This window comes from Paraburkholderia jirisanensis, from assembly GCF_054782355.1.
In genome coordinates, this window is the sequence record NZ_BAAGSQ010000027.1 from 534,095 (window position 1) to 554,556 (window position 20,462).

Annotated in this window: 14 protein-coding genes; 4 read left to right on the top strand and 10 right to left on the bottom strand. The window is 65.7% G+C overall.

The features are described 5' to 3' along the window. The first annotated feature begins 106 nt into the window (after positions 1-106). The 4 genes from ACYVNQ_RS25190 to ACYVNQ_RS25205 all read left to right on the top strand — a co-directional run bounded on the left by ACYVNQ_RS25190 (position 107) and on the right by ACYVNQ_RS25205 (position 5,018). Positions 107-589, top strand: a complete 483-nt coding sequence (locus ACYVNQ_RS25190; RefSeq protein WP_460905834.1) for a DUF2778 domain-containing protein — start codon at positions 107-109, stop codon at positions 587-589. Beyond that, the gene (locus tag ACYVNQ_RS25195) at positions 586-852 is read left to right on the top strand and encodes a hypothetical protein (protein ID WP_460905837.1); all 267 of its coding nucleotides are present in this window, start codon (positions 586-588) and stop codon (positions 850-852) included. The genes ACYVNQ_RS25190 and ACYVNQ_RS25195 overlap by 4 nt, the downstream gene beginning before the upstream one ends. Continuing rightward, positions 853-1,146 (top strand): hypothetical protein, encoded by a 294-nt coding sequence (locus ACYVNQ_RS25200; protein WP_460905840.1) that lies wholly within the window; start codon positions 853-855, stop codon positions 1,144-1,146. Positions 1,147-1,322: 176 nt separating this feature from the next. Then, a complete protein-coding gene (locus tag ACYVNQ_RS25205) occupies positions 1,323-5,018 on the top strand; it encodes an indolepyruvate ferredoxin oxidoreductase family protein (protein ID WP_460905843.1) in 3,696 nt (1,231 codons plus the stop codon). Positions 5,019-5,083: 65 nt separating this feature from the next. Here the strand turns inward: ACYVNQ_RS25205 and ACYVNQ_RS25210 are convergent, their stop codons facing one another. The 10 genes from ACYVNQ_RS25210 to ACYVNQ_RS25255 all read right to left on the bottom strand — a co-directional run bounded on the left by ACYVNQ_RS25210 (position 5,084) and on the right by ACYVNQ_RS25255 (position 20,333). Beyond that, positions 5,084-5,803 carry a copper homeostasis protein CutC gene (locus ACYVNQ_RS25210; protein ID WP_460905846.1) on the bottom strand — a complete coding sequence of 240 codons (720 nt, stop codon included), beginning with the start codon at positions 5,801-5,803 and terminating at the stop codon, positions 5,084-5,086. 33 nt (positions 5,804-5,836) lie between these two features. Next, a complete protein-coding gene (locus tag ACYVNQ_RS25215) occupies positions 5,837-7,114 on the bottom strand; it encodes a sensor domain-containing phosphodiesterase (RefSeq protein ID WP_460905849.1) in 1,278 nt (425 codons plus the stop codon). 333 nt (positions 7,115-7,447) lie between these two features. Further along, positions 7,448-8,752 (bottom strand): solute carrier family 23 protein, encoded by a 1,305-nt coding sequence (locus ACYVNQ_RS25220; RefSeq protein WP_460905852.1) that lies wholly within the window; start codon positions 8,750-8,752, stop codon positions 7,448-7,450. A gap of 469 nt (positions 8,753-9,221) precedes the next feature. Then, positions 9,222-14,213 (bottom strand): response regulator, encoded by a 4,992-nt coding sequence (locus ACYVNQ_RS25225; protein WP_460905856.1) that lies wholly within the window; start codon positions 14,211-14,213, stop codon positions 9,222-9,224. A gap of 170 nt (positions 14,214-14,383) precedes the next feature. Next, positions 14,384-15,949 carry an ATP-binding response regulator gene (locus ACYVNQ_RS25230; RefSeq protein WP_460905859.1) on the bottom strand — a complete coding sequence of 522 codons (1,566 nt, stop codon included), beginning with the start codon at positions 15,947-15,949 and terminating at the stop codon, positions 14,384-14,386. Further along, on the bottom strand, positions 15,946-17,448 hold the full coding sequence (locus tag ACYVNQ_RS25235) for a sensor histidine kinase (RefSeq protein ID WP_460905863.1): 1,503 nt from the start codon (positions 17,446-17,448) through the stop codon (positions 15,946-15,948). Before ACYVNQ_RS25235 ends, ACYVNQ_RS25230 begins: the two co-directional genes overlap by 4 nt. Further along, a complete protein-coding gene (locus ACYVNQ_RS25240; protein ID WP_460905866.1) occupies positions 17,417-18,667 on the bottom strand; it encodes an ATP-binding protein in 1,251 nt (416 codons plus the stop codon). Before ACYVNQ_RS25240 ends, ACYVNQ_RS25235 begins: the two co-directional genes overlap by 32 nt. Next, entirely contained in the window at positions 18,652-19,077 is a 426-nt protein-coding gene (locus ACYVNQ_RS25245; protein WP_460905869.1) for an anti-sigma regulatory factor, read from the bottom strand. The genes ACYVNQ_RS25240 and ACYVNQ_RS25245 overlap by 16 nt, the downstream gene beginning before the upstream one ends. 16 nt (positions 19,078-19,093) lie before the next feature. Beyond that, the gene (locus ACYVNQ_RS25250) at positions 19,094-19,453 is read right to left on the bottom strand and encodes an STAS domain-containing protein (protein WP_460905872.1); all 360 of its coding nucleotides are present in this window, start codon (positions 19,451-19,453) and stop codon (positions 19,094-19,096) included. A gap of 10 nt (positions 19,454-19,463) precedes the next feature. Next, positions 19,464-20,333 (bottom strand): STAS domain-containing protein, encoded by an 870-nt coding sequence (locus ACYVNQ_RS25255; RefSeq protein WP_460905875.1) that lies wholly within the window; start codon positions 20,331-20,333, stop codon positions 19,464-19,466. Between the last annotated feature and the right edge of the window lie 129 nt (positions 20,334-20,462).

A 20,462-nucleotide genomic window follows, 5' to 3' on the forward strand; every position in this document is an offset into this window, starting at 1 on the left:
AATTTCGACTGCTGCATTCGGAAGAAGTTAGCAGACCGCTTGATCAAAAGCATCAGGTCATCCATTAGGATGGCGATCGATCAGATTGCCTCCTTGGATAACCGATATGCCAGTGAGCTGCACCTTCTTCCTGAATCGCCGTTCTATATCGAATCTGACCTGCCCCGGCTTTGGCAATGTGGCGGCGTACTCGGGACGCGGCCGCTATATCAATAACGCTGACTTCACTCATCTGGCCGATGATGGCCCGCTCCCGCAGGGCCTCTATTACATCGTCGATCGCGAGAGTGGCGGACGTCTTGGCTGGTTATACGACTGGTACTATGGATGGGCCAACAATGCGATGTATTCAGAGTGGTTTGCGCTCTATCGCAATGACGGGAAAATTGATGACGTTACGTTCGTGCAAGGAGTACGACGCGGTAACTTCCGGCTTCACCCTGCCGGGATCTATGGCGTCAGCAAAGGCTGTGTCACCGTGCCCGACCGCAAGCAGTTCCAGCGTCTTCGGCATTTTTTGAAGGCCCAACAGACTACGCGTATTCCTGGCACCTCGATCATCTACTACGGCACGATTCAGGTTAGGTGAAGAAACCGTTCGTTCGCGCCGTTCTCGCGCCGCTTTTAACGCTGCCGATTTTCCTCGGCATTACGCGCATGCCATGGTTTTGGGCATGGTTTAACGATGGCTCGGGATGGGACATGCTTGCACCGATCCTGAAGATGCTCGGTGCGATAGGAGCGGAAGACGACGAAAACGTACTCTTTGGTCTGGTCCTGGCCGTTAGCTTCATGATCTCACTGATCATTTCAACCACGTGCGCCGCTGCCATAAATCGTCTAAGACGCTAGATGAAAAAATTCCTCCTGTTCGCCGCCCTGACGTTGCTCCTGAGCGTTCCGGTGTCCATCGGCATTGCACGTATGCCCTGGTTAATAGCCTGGTTCGACGAAGGCTCAGGATGGGATGTATTCAATCCCGTTCTAAAGCTGATGGGCTCTATCGGTGGAGAACAGGATTACAACATCCTCTTCGGTACGTTTCTGTTGGCCGGCTTCATCGTCTCAATGGGCATCTCCGCGCTGCTCGTCGCCGGCGCGAGCCGCCTGCGCAACAGGGCGCGAAGCACAAGTCGCCCCGAATGACCGACCCCGCAGCAAATTCCTCTCAAAAATCCGCCGCCACCCGCGCTACGTCGCGCAATCAACCGATCCAGCAGCCGACATAGCAATAATCTCCTCGTACCACTGCGAAAAAATAGAGCATCTTTCGCCGCATGCGCACCGCACCGCGAGCAAACGCATAACAAGGAGATGCCCCCATGACCGCTCGCCCGCCCATCGAAGGCACGCCCGCGCTGGCCGACTACCGGCTGTCCGACAATCTCACCGCGACGCGCGGCCGCATCTTCCTCACCGGCACCCAGGCACTGGTGCGCCTCGCGCTAACGCAAAGCGCACTCGACCACGCACGTGGCCTCGCCACCGCCGGTTTCATCAGCGGCTACCGCGGCTCGCCGCTCGGCATGGTCGACCAGCAGCTATGGAAAGCCGGCAAGCTGCTGCAGTCACACGACATCCGCTTCCTGCCCGCGATCAACGAAGAACTGGGCGGCACCGCCGTGCTCGGCACTCAGCGCGTCGAAGCCGACCCGCAACGCACCGTCGATGGCGTGTTCGCGATGTGGTACGGCAAGGGCCCGGGCGTCGACCGCGCCGGCGACGCGCTGAAGCACGGCAACGCCTACGGCTCGTCGCCGCACGGCGGCGTGCTGGTGGTCGCGGGCGACGATCACGGCTGCGTATCGTCGTCGATGCCGCATCAAAGCGACTTCGCGATGATCGCCTGGCATATGCCGGTGGTGAACCCATCGAACGTCGCCGAGATGCTCGAATTCGGCCTGTACGGCTGGGCGTTGTCGCGCTTCTCGGGCGCATGGATCGGCTTCAAGGCGATCTCGGAGACCGTCGAATCCGGCTCGACAGTCGACCTCGACGCACTGCGCACCGAGTGGCCCGCCCCGCTCGATGCGTCGTCTGGTGCAACATCCGATCCACCGTTCGCATCGCAGGCGCCGCACGACGGCCTGCACAACCGCTGGCCCGACCTGCCAAGCCTCGCGATCGAAGCGCGGCTCGCCGCCAAGCTCGACGCCGTGCGCCATTTCGCGCGCGTCAACAGCATCGATAAATGGATCGCGCCGAGCCCGCGTGCGAACGTCGGTATCGTCACCTGCGGCAAGGCGCATCTGGACCTGATGGAAGCGCTGCGCCGCCTCGACCTGACGGTCGCGGATCTCGACGCGGCCGGCGTACGCATCTACAAGGTCGGTCTGTCGTTTCCGCTCGAGATGACGCGCATCGACGCATTCGTCGGTGGCCTGAGCGAAGTGCTAGTAATCGAAGAAAAAGGCCCGGTGGTCGAACAGCAGATCAAGGAATACCTGTACAACCGTCAAAGCGGCGCGCGCCCGCTCGTCATCGGCAAGCACGCACAGGATGGCTCGCCGCTCCTTTCCGCACTCGGCGAGCTGCGCCCGTCGCGCATCCTGCCGGTGTTCGCGGACTGGCTGGCGCGCCACAAGCCCGCGCTCGACCGCCGCGAACGCGTGGTCGATCTGGTCGCGCCGCAAATCCTGTCGAACGAAGCGGACGCGGTAAAACGCACGCCGTACTTCTGTTCCGGCTGCCCGCACAATACGTCGACGAAAGTGCCGGAAGGCTCGATTGCGCAGGCCGGCATCGGCTGCCATTTCATGGCGTCGTGGATGGAGCGCGACACCACCGGCCTGATCCAGATGGGCGGCGAAGGCGTCGACTGGGCCGCGCATTCGATGTTCACGACCACCCGCCACGTGTTCCAGAACCTGGGCGACGGCACCTACTTTCACTCCGGCATTCTGGCGATCCGTCAGGCGGTCGCCGCCAAAGCGACCATCACGTACAAGATCCTCTACAACGATGCAGTGGCAATGACCGGCGGCCAGCCGGTCGACGGCAGCATCTCGGTGCCGCAGATCGCGCGTCAGGTCGAAGCGGAAGGCGTGTCGCACTTCGTGGTGGTCAGCGACGAACCCGAGAAATACGTCGGCCATCACGGCCAGTTTCCGAACGGCACGACGTTCCACCATCGCAGCGAGCTGGACGCGGTGCAGCGGCAACTGCGCGAAATCGACGGCGTGACGGTGCTGATTTACGACCAGACGTGTGCCGCCGAAAAGCGCCGCCGCCGCAAGAAGGGCGAATACCCCGACCCGGACCGGCGGCTCTTTATCAATGAAGCCGTGTGCGAAGGCTGCGGCGATTGCGGCGTGCAGTCGAACTGCCTGTCGGTCGAACCGGTCGAGACGCCGCTTGGCCGCAAGCGCCGCATCGACCAGTCGTCGTGCAACAAGGATTACTCGTGCGTGAACGGCTTCTGCCCGAGCTTCGTCACCATCGAAGGCGCGGCGCTGAAGAAGACAGCCGGTGTCGCGTTCGATGCAACCGCCCTGGCCGCGCGCGTCGATGCGCTGCCGCAGCCGGCCGCGCGGCTCGATGCGGCGCCGTACGACATCCTCGTGACCGGTGTCGGCGGCACCGGGGTCGTGACGGTCGGCGCGCTGATCAGCATGGCCGCGCATCTGGAGGGAAAAAGCGCATCGGTGCTCGACTTCATGGGCTTTGCGCAGAAGGGCGGTTCGGTGCTGTCGTTCGTGCGCTTCGCCGCGCGCGACGAATGGCTGAACCAGGTGCGTATCGATACGCAGCAGGCGGACGTGCTGCTCGCCTGCGATATGGTGGTCGGCGCCAGCGCCGATGCGCTGCAGACGGTACGGCACGGCCGCACGCGGATGGTCGTGAATACGCACGCAATTCCGAACGCCGCGTTCGTGCAGAACCCCGATGCGAATCTGCACACCGACGCATTGCTCGACAAGATGCGCCACGCAGCCGGCGACGAGCGTCTGGTGTCATGCGATGCGCAGAAACTGGCCACGCGCTTTCTCGGCGATACGATCGGCTCGAACATTCTGATGCTCGGTTTTGCGTGGCAGCTTGGGCTTGTGCCGGTGTCGCTGGCTGCGCTGATGCGTGCGATCGAACTGAATAACGTCGCAGTGCCGGCGAACCAGTTGGCGTTCTCGATCGGGCAGCTCGCCGCGGCCGATCCGGCTGCGCTCGAAGCGTTGTGGCAACAGCGGCATGCGGCATCGACGGCAACCGGGCAAACCGCCGGAAAAAACGGATTTGCCGGAATTGCCGGAACTGACGATGCACATACGCTGGATGCGCTGATTGCCGACCGCGAGGCGCGCCTGATGGCATACGGCGGCCGCGCCTATGTGACGCGCTACCGCGCGCTGGTCGACGCCGCGCGCCGCGCCGAAGGCCGTGCCTGCGGTGCGGCGGGCGAACCGGTAAGCCGTGCGGTCGCGACGACGTTCTACCGTCTGCTCGCCGTCAAGGACGAATACGAAGTCGCCCGGCTGTATGCGGACCCCGCGTTTCGCACGGCGCTTGAAGCGCAATTCGAAGGCACGGCGGGCAAGGACTTCAGCATCAAGTTCCACCTTGCGCCGCCGTCGTTGACGCGCAGCGCCAAAGCAGGCGCGCCTGGAGCGATGCCTGCGCAACCTCGCAAGCGCACCTTCGGATCGTGGATGTGGCCGGTGATGCGCGGGCTTGCCAGGTTCAAGGGATTGCGCGGCACGCGCATCGATCCGTTCGGGCGCAGCGTCGAGCGCCGCATGGAACGGCAGCTCGCCGACGACTACGAAGCAACGCTCGAACGCGCGCTGACGTTGCTGGGCGCGGCCAATGCCGACGATGTCGCAAAGCTTGCGGACCTGCATGCGCGCGTGCGCGGCTATGGGCATGTGAAGCTGGCAAATCTTGCGGCCGTGAAACGCAGCGAGCATGATCTGGCCGCGCGGCTCAATCTGCAAGCGGCGACCGGTGTAGCGGTGCAACAGGCGCTCGACGAGGCGAAGGGCGCTGGAACATTACGTGGTATTCCGGTGGTCGTCGCGAGATGATGGGTATGACGCGTGGCCGGGTCTGGGTGCGATCGGGGGTGAATGCCGCTGCAAACGCTGGCGCCTCAGCGCAACGCATCGAGCGTCGCTCTGACACGCGCTACCTTGCCTTCGTCGATCGGCGCGAGCCCGTTCCCGTCGATCCGCACGCCGCTGCCGAAATGCACGGCACTCACGCCTGTCGCATCGACGAAATCACCGATACCTTCAACCGTTAGCCCTGCCCCCGCAAGCACTGTGCAATGCGATCCGCGCGCCTGCGCAACCAGTTCCCGCACACGCTCGCGAGCCTGCAGCACCGAAGGCTTGCCACCGGAGGTCAGCACGTTCGTCACCGCGTCGAACTGCAACAGCACGTCAAGCGCCTCACGCTGATCGCGCACCTGATCGAACGCACGATGAAACGTGATCGCCAGACCTCGCGCCGCATCGACTGCACGCGCCAGCGCCTCACGATCGATGTCGCCCGCCGCAGTCAGCATGCCGATCACGACACCCTGTGCCCGCGCCTTTGCAATCGCCCGCACGTCGCGCAGCATCGCCGCCTGATCGTGCGTGTCGAACACGAACGACCGGCTATGCGGCCGCACGATCACGTTCACCGGAATCGTTACGGCATCGGCCACCGCCTCGATGATGCCGATGCTCGGCGTCAAGCCGCCTTCGCCGAATGCGGTGACCAGTTCGAGCCGGTCGGCGCCGGCACGCTCTGCAGCTTGCGCATCGGCGACCGTGGTCGCAATCACTTCGAGCAGGATCTTGCGGGCAGGTATCACCAGCGGCATGTCGGTTCTCTCGGTACGAAAACCGACATGATGTCAGAACGCCGCGTCGTCGAACCAGTCGATATCGCCGCACAGTACGCAGGTGCGATCGGCCACCTGCGTAGCCACCGACAGCGTCACGCACGGCACCGCCTCGTTGATCGACAGATACGGCCGCGTCACATGCACCCGGCCCGGATCGTCGATGGCCGCGCGGAAGTACGGCCGGCGCAGCCAGTTCGCGCCCTGCGCTTCGGTGAGCGGCAAGAAGCGCGTCTCGTGCGACGCGCGGTCCGCGCGCAGCACCACGTTGCGTCCGGCCTGGCGCCCTTTCGCATCGAGCAGATAGCAGCGCGAAGCAGCGTCGAGCGCGAGAAAATTCCAGCACACTTCGTCGAGCATTTCACCGGCCGCAAGCCGTTCGGCGGCCCGCTCGAACGCACGCAAATAAGGCGCAAGGCGCGTCTGATGATTACGCTCGCGCGCTTCGGCGAGCGTCTGGTAGCGTTCGGTCAGCGCGCCGATGCAGTCGGCCGCATGCACGTTGTCGGCCGGGCCCGGCACCGGCCGGCCGAAGAAGAAGCCCTGCACGAAATCGACATTACAGGCGAGCGCCATATGCGCTTCGTGCTCGGTCTCGACACCTTCGATCAGCACCAGCTTGCCCGCCTCGTGCAGCAGCGCGACCAGCCCCGGCAGAATCGACGCGACATCGGTGCGATGCGACGCATGCGCGAGCATGATGCGATCGAGCTTGACGATGTCGGGGTTCAACTGCCAGATACGTTCGATATTCGAATGGCCGGCGCCGAAGTCGTCGAGCGCGATCAGAAAGCCGCGCTCGCGAAACTGGCGCACGGCATCCGCGAGACGTTCGATGTCTTCGGCGCTTTGCTCGAGCACTTCGAGCACGATACGTCGCGGCGACAGGTCGAGCCTGCGCAGGCTCGCGAGCAATGCGGCCGAATGATATGGATCGGTGAGCGCGCCGGGATGCACGTTGAGGAACAGCCACTCGCGTTCGGCGCCGAGCATACGGAAGTTTTCCATATGCAGCACCTGCGCCAGCCGGTCGACCTGCAGCAGGTCGCCGACGCGGGCGGCCTGACCGAATACATCGAGAGGCGAAACAGCGCGGTCGAATGGATCGTGCGCGCGCAGCAATCCTTCATAGCCGACCGCGCGCATATGCGACAGGCTGAAGATCGGCTGGAACACGCTCGTCAACGTCAGGTCGCCATGCTGCACCGAATAGCGGTGCAGCCCCGAGGCCACGCTCAATTCGAAACCGTGCGGCGCGACGGCCGTCCTTTCCTGCTGCGCTGTGGTCATGCGATCCTCTCACGCGAGAGCGAAAGCCGCATTCAATGCGAATGCGTTTCCCGCGGCCCCGTACTCGAAATGTGCGACGTGACCTGTGCTTAAGCAAGGTCCATGCGCACGCCGGCGCACATTCGCACGCGTTTTGCTCGCCACCTTGCACCGCCCGCAAGGTCGGGATGTCGCGCGTGGGGCGCGGCGCACTGCTACGGTGCGTCAGCTGCGTTTTGCAGCAACGGCCGCGATCTGCGACGCACCCCTGCGGGCTGCGCGCGGCGCCATGCATGAAGCTTAGCGCCGCGCGCGCGGCCCGCAAGTCTAAAAGCGACGCACAAAAAGAAAGCTTTAAACGGCCGGCTCCTGTGCCGGTTTGCGGCGCAGCAACGCATACAGGATGATCGCGCCGAAGGTTGCGGTGCCGATGCCGCCGAGCGCGAAGTCGCCGAGCTTCAGCGAAAAGTCGCCGGCGCCCAGCACCAGCGTGACCGCCGCGACGATCAGATTGCGGTTGTCCGAAAAGTCCACCTTGTTGACCACCCAGATGCGCGCGCCGGTCACCGCGATCAGCCCGAACACGACGATCGACACGCCGCCGAGCACCGGCCCGGGAATGGTCTGGATCACCGCGCCGAACTTCGGCGAGAAGCCGAGCACGAGTGCGATGACCGCGGCCATCACGAACACCAGCGTCGAATAGATCTTCGTCACCGCCATCACGCCGATGTTCTCCGCATAGGTGGTGACGCCGGTGCCGCCGGCGAAGCCGGACACCACCGTCGCGAGACCGTCGCCGATGAACGCGCGGCCGATGTAACGATCGAGATTCTGTCCGGTCATCGCAGACACCGCCTTGATGTGGCCGAGGTTTTCTGCCACCAGGATCACCGCGACCGGCGCCAGCAAGGTCATTGCATGCGCATCGAAGGACGGCGACATGAAGCGCGGCATGCCGAACCACGCCGCATGGGCCACCACCGAGAAGTCGATCGGCGTGCCGATGCCCATGCCGTTCGCAACGATCGCATAGATCAGGTAAGCGATCAGCAGGCCGACGAGAATCAGCAGACGCTGCACCATGCCGCGCCCAAACACCGCTACCGCGCCGACGCACACCACCGTGACGAGCGCCATCCATGAATCGAACGGCGTGGTGCTCACGCCCTTCACCGCGATCGGCGCAAGATTCAACCCGATTACCGCGACGATCGCGCCGGTCACGAGCGGCGGCATCAGCGTTTCGATCCACGCGGTGCCGAGCGCCGACACGATTGCGCCGATCGCGATGTACACGATGCCGCACGCGATGATGCCGCCGAGCGCAAGCGGAATATTCGGATTGGGCCCATGGCCGGTATAGCCGGTGACGGCGATCACCAGCGCGATAAACGAGAAGCTCGAGCCAAGGTAGCTGGGCACGCGGCCGCCGGTGACGACGAAGAACCACAGCGTACCGATGCCCGACATGAAGATGCACAGGTTCGGATCGAAGCCCATCAACAGCGGCGCGAGCACGGTCGAGCCGAACATCGCGACCACGTGCTGCACCCCCATCGCGAACATCTGCGGCAACGGCAGCCGCTCGTCGGTTGCAATGACGCGGCCCTCGCTGCGTGGCTGCAGGCGCCAGCGGGGAAAATAGGAATCGGCCATTGCGAGGTCTCCTCTCTTTGCGTGGATGTCGTTGGTAGTGGGTGCCGACGCCGGGCGGTCTGCGACGCGACGCGGCGCGGCGCGGCGCGCAGACCGTGCCAGAACTACGCGGGAGTGTACGGAGAGCCACTTGCACTGACAAGCTGGCCAAAAGACCGATGCCGGCAAGGATTGGGACTTATCTGATTATCGGCATCGAAACGTGCCCCTACACTGCGTTGGCTGCGTGACCCCATGTGTAACGCATGCGATGTTGTAACTCTCCGACTTTCCGCTCGCGCTCCCCGGTGCGAGCGGTTTTTTTTTGTCATCTGAAGTCGCTTCGCAGAACGCAGCGGCAGCCTGCCGGTTTGCAGACGAGCGCGCGATGCCTTTTCGCAGTCCGGCAGATTGCCGGCCATCGCCGCGGCCCGGCCACTCGTTTACCCCGATACAGATACGCAACGCAAGGTCCGTCAGGTAACACGCTTCACGGCACACAGGCCCGCAACGCATTGATCAGATCCAGCGGATCGTACGGCTTGCGCAGTTGCACCGCATTGCCAAGCGACGACTGCTGGTCGGGCGCCAGTTCGACCGCATAGCCGGTCACGAAGATCACCCGCAGGTGCGGCTGGCGGCGCGTCGCATGCAGCGCCAGCTCGATGCCCGACGCCCCGGCCAGCCCAACGTCGGTCAGCAGCACGTCGACCGGCTGCTGCGCGAGCACGCGCTGCGCTTCGCCGCTGCTGCCGGCTTCGAAGATATCGAGCCCGAAGGTGCGCAGCACCTCGGCCGTGCTCGCGCGGACCATCTCGTCATCTTCGACGAACAGGATGCGCAGCCCGCGCACCGCGTCGAAGGTTTCATTGCCGCTGCGGTCGACCAGCGTCACGCTCTGCGAGTTTTCCGCCTGCAGCCCGGCCCGCGCAACCGGCTGCGTGTTCTGCACACGCAGCGTGTGGCGGATCTTGCGCGCCAGCGCCTCATGCGTATACGGCTTGCTGAGCAGCTCGACGCCTTCGTCGAGGCGCCCGGCGTGCACGATCGCGTTATCCGTGTAACCGGACGTGAACAGCACCGCGATGCCGGGCTGCCGCTCGCGCGCCTTGCGTGCGAGTTCGGTGCTGCGCAACGGCCCGGGCATCACGACATCGGTGAACAGCAAATCGATCGGCACACCGCTCTCGATGATCGCCAGCGCGCTTTGCGCATCCTTCGCACGCAGCACGCGATAGCCGAGGCTCGACAGCATTTCGACCACCGTCGTGCGCACGTCTTCGTCGTCCTCGACCACGAGGATGGTCTCCTCGCCGCCCTTCGACGGACCGACGTCGACGTCCGCCTCGAGATCCTCTTCCTGACGCACGCGCGGCAGATAAAGCCGGATCGTCGTGCCCTGGCCCGGCTCGCTATAAACCTTCACATGCCCGCCGGACTGCTTGACGAAGCCATACACCATGCTGAGCCCGAGGCCGGTGCCCTGGCCTTCCGGCTTGGTCGTGAAGAACGGCTCGAACACGTGCTCCCGCACTTCCGGCGACATACCCGAGCCGGTATCGGTGACGGCCACCATCACATACTGCCCCGGCAACACATCGGCGTTGCGCTTCGCGTACGCGACGTCGAGCGCGGCGTTGCCGGCTTCGATCGTCAGCCGGCCGAGGCCGTCCATCGCGTCGCGCGCGTTGATCGCCAGATTGAGCAGCGCGTTTTCGACCTGAAACGGATCGACCAGCGTATTCCACAATCCGCCGCTGACGATCGTCTCGATCTCGATGCCGTCGCCGAGCGCGCGGCGCAGCATATCGTCGAGACCGCGCACGAAGCGCCCGAGATTCACGACCTTCGGCGCAAGCGGCTGACGCCGGCCGAACGCGAGCAGTTGCGACGCGAGTTTCGCGCCGCGCGCGACGCCTGCCAGCGCGTTGCGCACGCGCTGTGCGGAGCGGTCAGAGCCTGCCACGTCTTCGGCGAGCAGTTGCAGATTGCCGCCGATCACCTGCAGCAGGTTGTTGAAGTCGTGCGCGACGCCGCCGGTCAGCTTGCCGATCGCCTCCATCTTCTGCGCGAAACGTAGCGCCTCTTCCGCGTGCCGCAGCGCGTCCTGGGTTTCGCGGTCGGTGGTGACGTCGCGGCCCACGCCGTGGATGCGCTCGGTAGCCGGATCGAGCGACAAGGTCCAGGCAATCCAGCACCAGCTGCCGTCGCTGCGCTTCAGGCGGTTCTCGTAGCGCAGCGGCACGCCGGTGCGGCGCAGCTCGGCGAGCCGCGCGTCGACCAGCTCGCGATCGTCCGGATGGATCAGCTCGAAAAACGACTGCGCGTTCAGCGACCACACCGGATGCCCGAGCACGCGCGTCCACGACGGGCTCACGCGCTGCAGCGCGCCGTCGAAGCCGGCCACCACCAGCAGATCTTCGCTGACTTCCCACAACCGGTCGCGATCGGCCACGGCTTCGATCACGCGCGCCTCGAGAGTTTCGTTCAGATGGTGCAGCGCGTCCTGCGCCTTGGTGCGCGCGGCGATTTCGTCCTGCGCGGCGCGATACAGCCGCGCATTGTCGATTGCGCTGGCGGCCTGCGCCGCGATGCCCGCGAGGAACCGTTCCGAGCGTTCGGTGAACACGCCGGCTTCCGGATGCCCGAAGAACAACCCGCCGAGCACCTCGCCGGTCCGCGACACCACCGGCGCGGCCAGATAGCTGCACACCTTCAGATGGCCCGGCGGCATGCCTTCATGCGGCGCGTTCTTGCCATAGCGCGGGTCTTTCGTGATGTCGTCGACGCGTACGATGCCTTCGCCGTTGAAGGTCGGCCCGAACACCGCCGTGTTGCGCGGCATCGGAAACCTGGCAAAGCTGTCCTTCGGCACGCCGGACAGCGTGTACAGCGTATAGCGCGCGCCGTCGTCGTCTTCGACGTTGTAGAAGAACGAGCCGAACGCGGCGCCGGTCAGCTCGGTCGCCGCGTCGGTGACGGTCTGCACCGCGCGGCTCAGGTCGAGTTCGGCCGCCACCGCGCGGCCCACGCGGTTCAGGATTTCGAGTGTGCGCGATTCGTCGGCGAGGCGCTGGCGCGTCGCGTGGCGCAGCCGCGCGAGCTGGAGGTTGCCCTGCACGCGCGCGAGCAGCTCGCGCGCCGAGAATGGCTTGGTCAGATAGTCGTCGGCGCCGGATTCGAGGCCGCCGACTTTCGCCTCCTCGCCCGCGCGCGCGGACAGCAGCAGCACCGGCGTCTCGCGCAATGCGTCGTCGGCGCGCAGTTCGCGCAGCAGCCCGAAGCCGTCGAGGCGCGGCATCATCACGTCCGATACCACGAGGTCGGGGGCACTGAGACGCGCCGCTTCGAGTGCCGCGACGCCGTCGTCGGCCACCCGCACGTCGTGGCCGGCCGCGCTCAGGATGCGCCGCATGTAGTCGCGCAGGTCGGCGTTGTCGTCGACTACGAGCACGCGGCCTGCGTCGCCGCCACGGGCCGCGGCACCGTCAGCGCGCGCCGACGTGGAAGCGGCATTGAAAGCGGAAGTGGCGTCTGTGTCTGCGTCTGCAGCCAGACCCTGCAATGCGCCCATCTCGCCGGAAAATGCACCGCTGACAGCATCACTGCCGGCGCCGTTGCCACCGTCGCTGCCGGGCAGCCAGCGCAGCGCCGCTTCCACATAGCTTTGCGCCTGCCGGCTAGTGGTTGCACGGGCGCTCGCAACACCGCCTTGCACGGCGGCCGGCTGCGCCGCCGCGGGTCCGGCCGGCAGCGTCACCGCGAAACACGAGCCGACGCCAGGCCGGCTATCGACCCGGATCTCGCCACCATTCAGGCGCACCAGCTCCTGCACCAGCGCGAGGCCGATGCCGCTGCCCTCGACCGAACGCCCGGCCGCACCTTCGACGCGATAGAAACGCTCGAACAGACGCGGCAACTCATGCTCTGCAATGCCGATGCCGGTATCCGACACGCACACCTCGACGCTGTCGTCGCCGGCCGGCTTCACGCTGACGGTGATCGTGCCGGACAGCGTGAACTTGAACGCGTTCGACAGCAGGTTCAGCACGATTTTTTCCCACATGTCGCGGTCGAGTTCGACCAGCCGCGGCAGCGGCGCGCAATCGATGACCAGCGTCATGCCGGCCGATTCGATCGCCGAGCGGAACAACGACGCAAGCTCGCCGGTAAAGGTGGCCAGATCGGTGGGCTGCGGATGAATCTGGATGCGGCCGGCCTCGATGCGCGAAAAATCGAGCAGCGCATTGACCAGCTTCAGTAGCCGCACGCTGTTGCGATGCGTGACCTCGACCAGTTCCCGCCCGTCGCCCGGCATCGGCTGCGGGCGCGCCAGCAGTTCCTCGAGCGGCCCGAGCATCAGCGTCAGCGGCGTACGGAATTCGTGGCTGATATTCGAGAAGAAGGTGGTCTTCGCGCGGTCGATTTCGGCGAGCGCTTCGGCGCGCCGGCGCTCCTCCTCGTACGCATGCGCATAGCCGATCGCCGAACCGATCTGCCGCGCGACGAGGTTCAGAAACGAGCGATAACTTTCGTCGAACAGCCGGAACGGATTCAGGCCGACGATCAGCACGCCGCCGCGCCCATGCTCGCCGCTCGGCTGCACCGGCAGCACCGCAGCCTGGTGCGGCGCCTGGCTCCACGCGCCGCCCGGCAGCGCGATGCCGAAGCGCCCGGCAAGATCGGTGACGAGTTCGACCGACTGGCGCCGCAACACGTCGGCAAATGGCCACACCGCGCTCTGTCCGGCATGCAGCACCGCCGGCGCGGCCGGATGCCCGGCCTCGATGCCGCACGCGCCGACCAGCGCCGCGCTGGTGCTGCCCGGCTCGCCCGAATAGAACAGCGCGAACGGAACATCGTACGGATTGTTGGACAGCGCGCGCATGCTGGATGCGCACGCCTCGCGCCACGTGCGTGCATCGGCCGAGGCCGTGCCGATCTCGCGCAGCAGCGTCAGCTGCCGCTCGCCGATCACGCGCGTGGTTTCATCGCTGTTCGCGCAGATGATGCCGCCGGTGCCGCCATGATCGTCGGGCACCGGGCTATACGAAAACGTGTAGTACGTCTCTTCCGGATAGCCGTTGCGCTCCATGATCAGCAGCTTCTGCTCGACGTAGGTGCCTTCGACGCCCGATTGCGCGGTGGCGAGCAGCGGCCCGATCTCATGCCAGAGTTCGCGCCAGACCACCGAAGTCGGCTGGCCGAGCGCGACCGGATGCTTGCCGCCGATGATCGACTTGTACGGATCGTTATAGAAGAACAGCAGCTCCGGGCCCCAGCCCACCCAGATCGGCTGGCGCGAAGTCAGCATGATGCGGATCGCAGTCTTCAGGCTTTGCGGCCACGTGTCGGGCGCGCCGAGCGACGTGTGCGACCAGTCGTGCGCCGCGATCAGTGCGCCGGTCTCGCCGCCGCCGCGCAGAAAAGCCGGCGGCGCGCCGCCAGGCTGCGCGTCCGCCATCGGGTTGTCCGGGTTCATCTGCACACCTGCTCCTCGCTGTCCTTGCGATGTTCTTGCGCTGCCTTTGCACCGGCCGGCCGCAGCCTCACCTCGCCGATTCTCTACCGATACTTTCTAGCCGCGCCGCCCGTGCTTCGTCTGTACGTTCGCGTGCGCGGCGCCGCCCGTTGTTCGGGCGTACGTTCCGCTCATCCCGCCGGATCGGCGCTGACCGCGACGCCCGGATTGCGCGGCGTGCCGCCCGCGCCATCGGTCAAGATCGCGCGCTCGACGTCGTCGAGCGAGGCCGGTTTCACGAGGTGATGATCGAAGCCCGCCTGGCGCGTGCGCCGGCGGTCGCTGTCCTGGCCGTAGCCGGTCAGCGCGATCAGCAGCGCGCCCGCGCTCGCCGGATGCGCGCGCAGCGCGCGCGCCACCTGGTAGCCGTCCATGTCGGGCAGACCGATGTCGAGAATCACCACCTCGGGCCTGAATTGCTGCGCGGCGGTGAGCGCCGACGGGCCGTCGTACATCACGCGCACTTCGTGGCCCAGCATTTCCAGCAACGCCGACATCGATTCCGCGCCATCCACGCTGTCGTCGACGATCATCACGCGGCGCTTTTGCGGCGCGTCGCCGGTCACCCGCGGCGGCGGCACGGCAACGGTCTCTTCAGGCGTCGTCGCGAGCGGCAGCCGCACGATGAATTCGCAGCCTTTGCCGGCGCCTGCCGAGTGCGCCTCGATCGAACCGCCGTGCAGTTCGGTCAGCGTGCGCGCCAGCGACAGCCCGATGCCGAGGCCGCCTTCGGAGCGTGCCAGCGAATCGGCCGATTGCATGAACAGGTTGAACACCTCCGCCAGTTCCTCGGGCGGAATGCCGATGCCGTTGTCGGCCACGCGGATCGACAGCCAGCCGTCGGCGATGCGCACGCTCAGATCGATGATGCCGCCATCCGGCGTGTACTTCGACGCATTCGACAACAGATTGCCGATCACCTGCGCAACGCGGATCGGGTCGCCGCGAATCACGCAGGGTTGATGCGGTACGTCGACCCGCAGCGTGTGATGCTTGCGCTCGATGGCCGGCTGATTGGTCTCGACCGCCGTCGCGACCGCCGCGGCGATATCGACGCATTCGATGCGCAGCGCGATCTTGCCGTGCGTGATGCGCGACACGTCGAGCAGATCGTCGACCAGCCGGCTCAGATGCTCGACCTGACGGCGCGCGATCATCCGTGCGTCGCGCACTGCGTCGTCGGCTGCGTGGTATTTCGGGTCCATCAGTTCGACCGCGTTGCGGATCGGCGCGAGCGGATTGCGCAGCTCGTGCGCGAGCGTCGCGAGAAACTGGTCCTTCAGCCGGTCGGCGTCGCGCAGCGCTTCTTCCGCGCGGTGCAGCCGCAGCAGCGCGCGCACGTTCGCCACCAGTTCGGCCGGCTCGATCGGCTCGGTCAGGTAGCTGTCGGCGCCGCCGTCGAGCGCGCGCACCTTGTCGAACGATTGCACCGCGGCGGCCGAAGTTTGCAGCACCAGCGTCGAGCGCGTCTGTGGATCGCGCTTGATGCGCGAGCACACCTCGATGCCGTTGATGTCGGGCAGCTTCACGTCGAGCAACACCAGCGCGGGCCGGCGCGTGTGCACCTGGTCGAGCGCGCCCTGGCCGGTCGCCGCTTCGATTACTTCGAAGCCGGCATGCAGCAGCACGCGGGTTTTCGCATAGCGCGCGCCGTCGTTGTCGTCGACGTTCAGGATCAGCGAAGGGGGTAGGGTCATAGTGCGTCTCCGCGGGCCGCGGTCAGGTGGGCGCTGCCGGAGATTGCGCGGGTGTCGTCGGGGTTGCCATCGGGGTTGCTATCGGGGTTGCCAGCGAGGTTGCCAGGCGCGGCGCCAGCCTCGTTGGGTACATCGGGCCGCAGCGGCAGCGTCGCATAGAACGTCGAGCCGGCACCGAACGCGCTATCGACGCCAACGTAGCCGCCCAACAGCGCGGCCAGCTTGCGGCACAGCGGCAAGCCGAGGCCGGTGCCCTTCACACGCTGCTGCAGATGGCTTTGCACCTGGCCGAATTCCTCGAATATCACTTGCTGGTGTTCCTCTGCGATGCCGATACCGGTATCGGCCACCGAAAAAGTGATGTGCTCGCCGTCTTCGTCGAGCCGCGCGGAGACACGAATCTCACCACGCTCGGTAAATTTGAGCGCGTTCGAGACGAAATTACGCAGGATCTGCGTGAGCTTCGCTTCGTCGGTGTGGATCGCAGGCAAGCCGTTCGAGTCTTCGAAAATCAGCCGCACCGCCGGGTCGGTCAACAGCGGCGCGAGCATCGTACGCAACGCAGCAAACAGCGACGATGGCTTGAACGAGGTCAACATGATGTCCGTGCGGCCCGCTTCGATCTTCGCCAGATCGAGCAGGTCGTTGACGATCTCCGTCAGGTCCTCGGCCGATTTGCGGATCAGTAGCACCTGGTGTTCCTGTTCGACGCTGAGCTCGCCGTCGAGCCGGTTCAGCAGCAGGTTCGACAGCGCGCGAATCGAGCTCAGCGGCGTGCGCAGCTCGTGGCTCATGTTCGACAGGAAGCGCGATTTCATCGTGTCGGCGCGGCGCAGTTCGTCGGCGCGCTCGTCCAGTTCGGCGTATAGCGCCACCACGCCGCGGTTGGTCGCTTCGAGTTCCTGGGTCAGGCGCACCAGTTCCTCCTGGCGGTCGCGCAGTTCGGTCAGCGTGGACAGCAGTTCGCGGTTCTGCTGCTGCACTTCGTCGAACGAGCGCAGCGTCGGCGCGCCGCCGCCTGACGGCCGCAGCGGGTCCAGCATCAGTTCCCTGACGATCCGGTCGAGCCCGGCGGCAGCCAGTTCCGGCCGGTCCGCCGGCAGAAAGCGCGCCATCGACACCGTCGTGCCGGAGGCGGGCGTCGAATCGATCGTGCAGCGATCCATCAGCTGGCGGCTGCCGGCGATGCCGCGGCCCATGCCGGTCGACGAGCGGTAGGTGCCGTCGAGCACCGCCTCCAGCTCGCGGATGCCGGGCCCGCGGTCGCGTATCTCGATCAGCAGGGCCTGCGGCCGCGCGTCGCCGTCGAAGGCGAACAGCACTTCGCCGCCGTGTGCGTATTCGAATGCGTTGCGCGCAATCTCGGACACCGCGCTCGCAATGCGCGTCTGGTCGAGCGGCGAAAAGCCGAGACCGGCCGCAATGCTGCGCGCGCGGCGGCGCGCCGCGACCACGTCTTCTTCGGCATCAAGCCGGATGCGCAGTATCTGGGTTGCCATGCGTGAAATGTACTCCCTGATCCGCCTTTACCACGACCACGGTCGCGTCATCGCGCCCGCGTACGAAATCGCGATACAGCACTGCCGCGATCACCGTTGCGGGCTGGAGCTGCAGGCCCGGATAAGCCGACAGATCCCAGCGCGTGCCGATGCCGTCCGAATGCAGGATCAGCATCGCCTCGCGCGCCCATGCCACGTCGAATTCCTGGACGTCGCGCATCGTGTGGCCGACGATGCCGTTGCGCGACGTCAATTGCCAGTTGTCGCGCCGGCTCGCGCCCGCGCGGGCGGCACTCGCCGCGCCCGCGGCGCCATATGCACTGTGCGTACTGCGCGCCTTGTGCCCGCCGACCAGCGTGGGCTGCGCCACGCCCGTGAGCGCAGCTGAGATGTTGCCCACCCCGGAGAAAGTCAGCTGCGCGCGCGTGAGATCGAGCCGCGCGATCGCCACCGCCGCGCCGCGCGTCGTGCGCAGTGCGTCGTGCGCGTACTGCATCAGCTCGCCGGGCAGGCGGCCCGCGCGGCGCTGCACGGCGAGAATCGCGCCGGCCGCGGCGACATGCGCGTCGGGCCCATGGCCGAGCCCGTCGGCCAAGGTGATCGTCAAGCCATGCTGATCCGCTTCGACACCCCACGCATCGCCGCACACCTGTTCGCCGGGATACGGCACGCACACGCCGCCGATATCGGTACCCGAAGCAGGTTGTGCGGCGGCCGCGCGCGCATCGGCGACGGCCGCGCTGCCGCCCGCGCCGCGGCTCAGCACCACTGCGCGCAACACCGTGCCCAGGCGCGGCTGCGTGTAGATCGACATCTCATCGGACAGCCGGCGAATCGCGCCCAGGCCCGTGCCGGGTGTGCCCGCCGTCGAGCGGCCATCGTCGAACGCGCGGCGCACGTCGGTGATGCCGGGGCCGCGGTCGAGCGCGATCACTTCGACGCCCGCGCAGGCCGGCTGCGCGCTAAACGACGTGCCTGGCGCACCGGCGCGGGCGCGCGACGGCAGCTCGCGCACCAGCAGCTGGCCATGCTGCGCATGCTTCAGGATGTTGGTGGTCGCTTCCGTGACGATCAGCGCAAGGCGGCCGAGGTCGGTCTCGTTGAGCGCACACTTTTGCGCAGCGTCGTTCGCGCCGCGGCGCGCAAACGCCACACCGCTCGCGTCCGCGATGTCGAACGACATATGCATCGCGCGCAGACCGCTCACCGATGTTTCCATTTCGTGATCGTCACTGTAGTGCCTTTGCCGGGTTCCGACTGGATCTCAAACTCGTCGGACAGACGCCGCGCGCCGCCCAGACCGAGGCCCAGCCCTGAGCCGCTGGTAAAACCGTCCTGCAACGCACGCTCGATATCGGCAATGCCGGCGCCCTGGTCGACGAAACTGAGCCGCAGCCCCTTGCGCGTGCCGTTGACGAGCGCAGTCAAATGCGCGTCGCCGCCGCCCCCGTAGATCAGCGTGTTGCGTGCCAGTTCGCTGGCCGCCGTGACGAACTTGGTCTGATCGACCAGCGAGAAGCCTTGCGCGACGGCCTGATCGCGCACCAGCTGCCGCAACCGGACGATTTCCTGGTCCGAGCGCAGGCCGATTTCAAATGACGATGTAACTGCGACGCCGGTTGGATCCATAGATGGGTTCCCCGGATCAGCGGCGGCGCTGCTGCTTGAGCAGCGCCATCCCGCGCTCGACGTTCAGCGCAGTGCGCACGCCGGTCAGTGTGAGACCCAGTTCGACCAGCGTGATCGCCACCGACGGCTGCATGCCGACCACCACCGTTTGCGCATCGAGCACGGTGGCCATTGCCGCGGTATTGCTGATCATCCGGCCGATAAACGAATCGACGATGTCGAGCGACGAGATGTCGATCAGCACACCCTTCGCCGAATCTTTGACGATGCGCGCGGTCAGGTCGTCTTGCAGCGCGAGCGCGAGGCGGTCGTGCATGTCCACCTGAATCGCGACGATCAGACAGTCGCCCAGGCGCAGGATTGGAATGCGGTCCATGGCAGCCGCCTCAGTTCTGAAGGCGCGCAACGTTGTCGATGCTCGAGCCGCTGCGCTGCAGCGCGATGATGAACGCATCGGCGAGAGTCGACTTGGTCGTTACGTTGGTCAGATCGACGCCCAGATGCACGATGGTCTGCGCAATCTGCGGACGGATGCCGCTGATGATGCAATCGGCGCCCATCAGCCGCGCGGCCGCCACCGTCTTCAACAGATGCTGCGCGACCAGCGTATCGACGGTCGGCACGCCGGTGATGTCGATGATCGCGATCGCCGCGCCGGTTTCGACGATCTTCTCCAGCAGGCTTTCCATCACGACCTGGGTGCGCGCCGAATCGAGCGTGCCGATCAGCGGCAGCGCGAGAATGCCTTCCCACAGTTGCACGACCGGTGTGGACAGTTCGAGCAGTTCTTCCTGCTGGCGCAGGATGATGGCTTCGCGGCTGCGCTGGAAGACTTCGGTCGTGTAGATGCCGAGCGCGTCGAGCAACATGTTGATCGACCAGCTGGCCTCGGCCAGTTCAGCTGGCTGACTGCTGAATTCTTCGCGCAGGCGCGTGTAAAGCGGCTGCTTCAGCGAAAACACGAAGGTAGCCGTTTCCGCCGGCGTGAAACCTTGCCGTGCGCGATGCGCGGAGATTTCGGCGAGAAACGCGCGCACCGGCTCCCATTCGGGGCGGTTGCCATCCAGCGTATCGACACGGGTGAAGGTGTCGACGAACACATTCAGAAAGTTACGAAACTGATCGGCCATTTCGGCTTCAGTCGTCAAGCCGCGACGCAGCGCAACAGACAGATGCTGATTCATCCACTCGGTGAGCAACGTATCGCGGTGTCGCGTCAGCACTTCGACGAGTGCAGCGCCTTTCGGTTGGTTCATGGACTCTCCGTATAAGACAATAAGTAAGTATTGCTTGATTTACTTTCGCGCAAATCGTTTGCGCGCACTGAATAGGGCAAACATTACCGAGTAATGCGGCCGCAGCGGACGAGCCCCGTCAAGCGCTTG

Coding starts and splice junctions, on each gene's coding strand:
- ACYVNQ_RS25215 (WP_460905849.1), bottom strand. CDS start 7,114: ATGACCACAGCGCAGCAGGAAAGGACGGCCGTCGCGCCGCACGGTTTC.
- ACYVNQ_RS25190 (WP_460905834.1), top strand. CDS start 107: ATGCCAGTGAGCTGCACCTTCTTCCTGAATCGCCGTTCTATATCGAAT.
- ACYVNQ_RS25220 (WP_460905852.1), bottom strand. CDS start 8,752: ATGGCCGATTCCTATTTTCCCCGCTGGCGCCTGCAGCCACGCAGCGAG.
- ACYVNQ_RS25255 (WP_460905875.1), bottom strand. CDS start 20,333: ATGAACCAACCGAAAGGCGCTGCACTCGTCGAAGTGCTGACGCGACAC.
- ACYVNQ_RS25200 (WP_460905840.1), top strand. CDS start 853: ATGAAAAAATTCCTCCTGTTCGCCGCCCTGACGTTGCTCCTGAGCGTT.
- ACYVNQ_RS25235 (WP_460905863.1), bottom strand. CDS start 17,448: ATGGCAACCCAGATACTGCGCATCCGGCTTGATGCCGAAGAAGACGTG.
- ACYVNQ_RS25250 (WP_460905872.1), bottom strand. CDS start 19,453: ATGGACCGCATTCCAATCCTGCGCCTGGGCGACTGTCTGATCGTCGCG.
- ACYVNQ_RS25205 (WP_460905843.1), top strand. CDS start 1,323: ATGACCGCTCGCCCGCCCATCGAAGGCACGCCCGCGCTGGCCGACTAC.
- ACYVNQ_RS25225 (WP_460905856.1), bottom strand. CDS start 14,213: ATGAACCCGGACAACCCGATGGCGGACGCGCAGCCTGGCGGCGCGCCG.
- ACYVNQ_RS25240 (WP_460905866.1), bottom strand. CDS start 18,667: ATGGAAACATCGGTGAGCGGTCTGCGCGCGATGCATATGTCGTTCGAC.
- ACYVNQ_RS25230 (WP_460905859.1), bottom strand. CDS start 15,949: ATGACCCTACCCCCTTCGCTGATCCTGAACGTCGACGACAACGACGGC.
- ACYVNQ_RS25210 (WP_460905846.1), bottom strand. CDS start 5,803: ATGCCGCTGGTGATACCTGCCCGCAAGATCCTGCTCGAAGTGATTGCG.
- ACYVNQ_RS25245 (WP_460905869.1), bottom strand. CDS start 19,077: ATGGATCCAACCGGCGTCGCAGTTACATCGTCATTTGAAATCGGCCTG.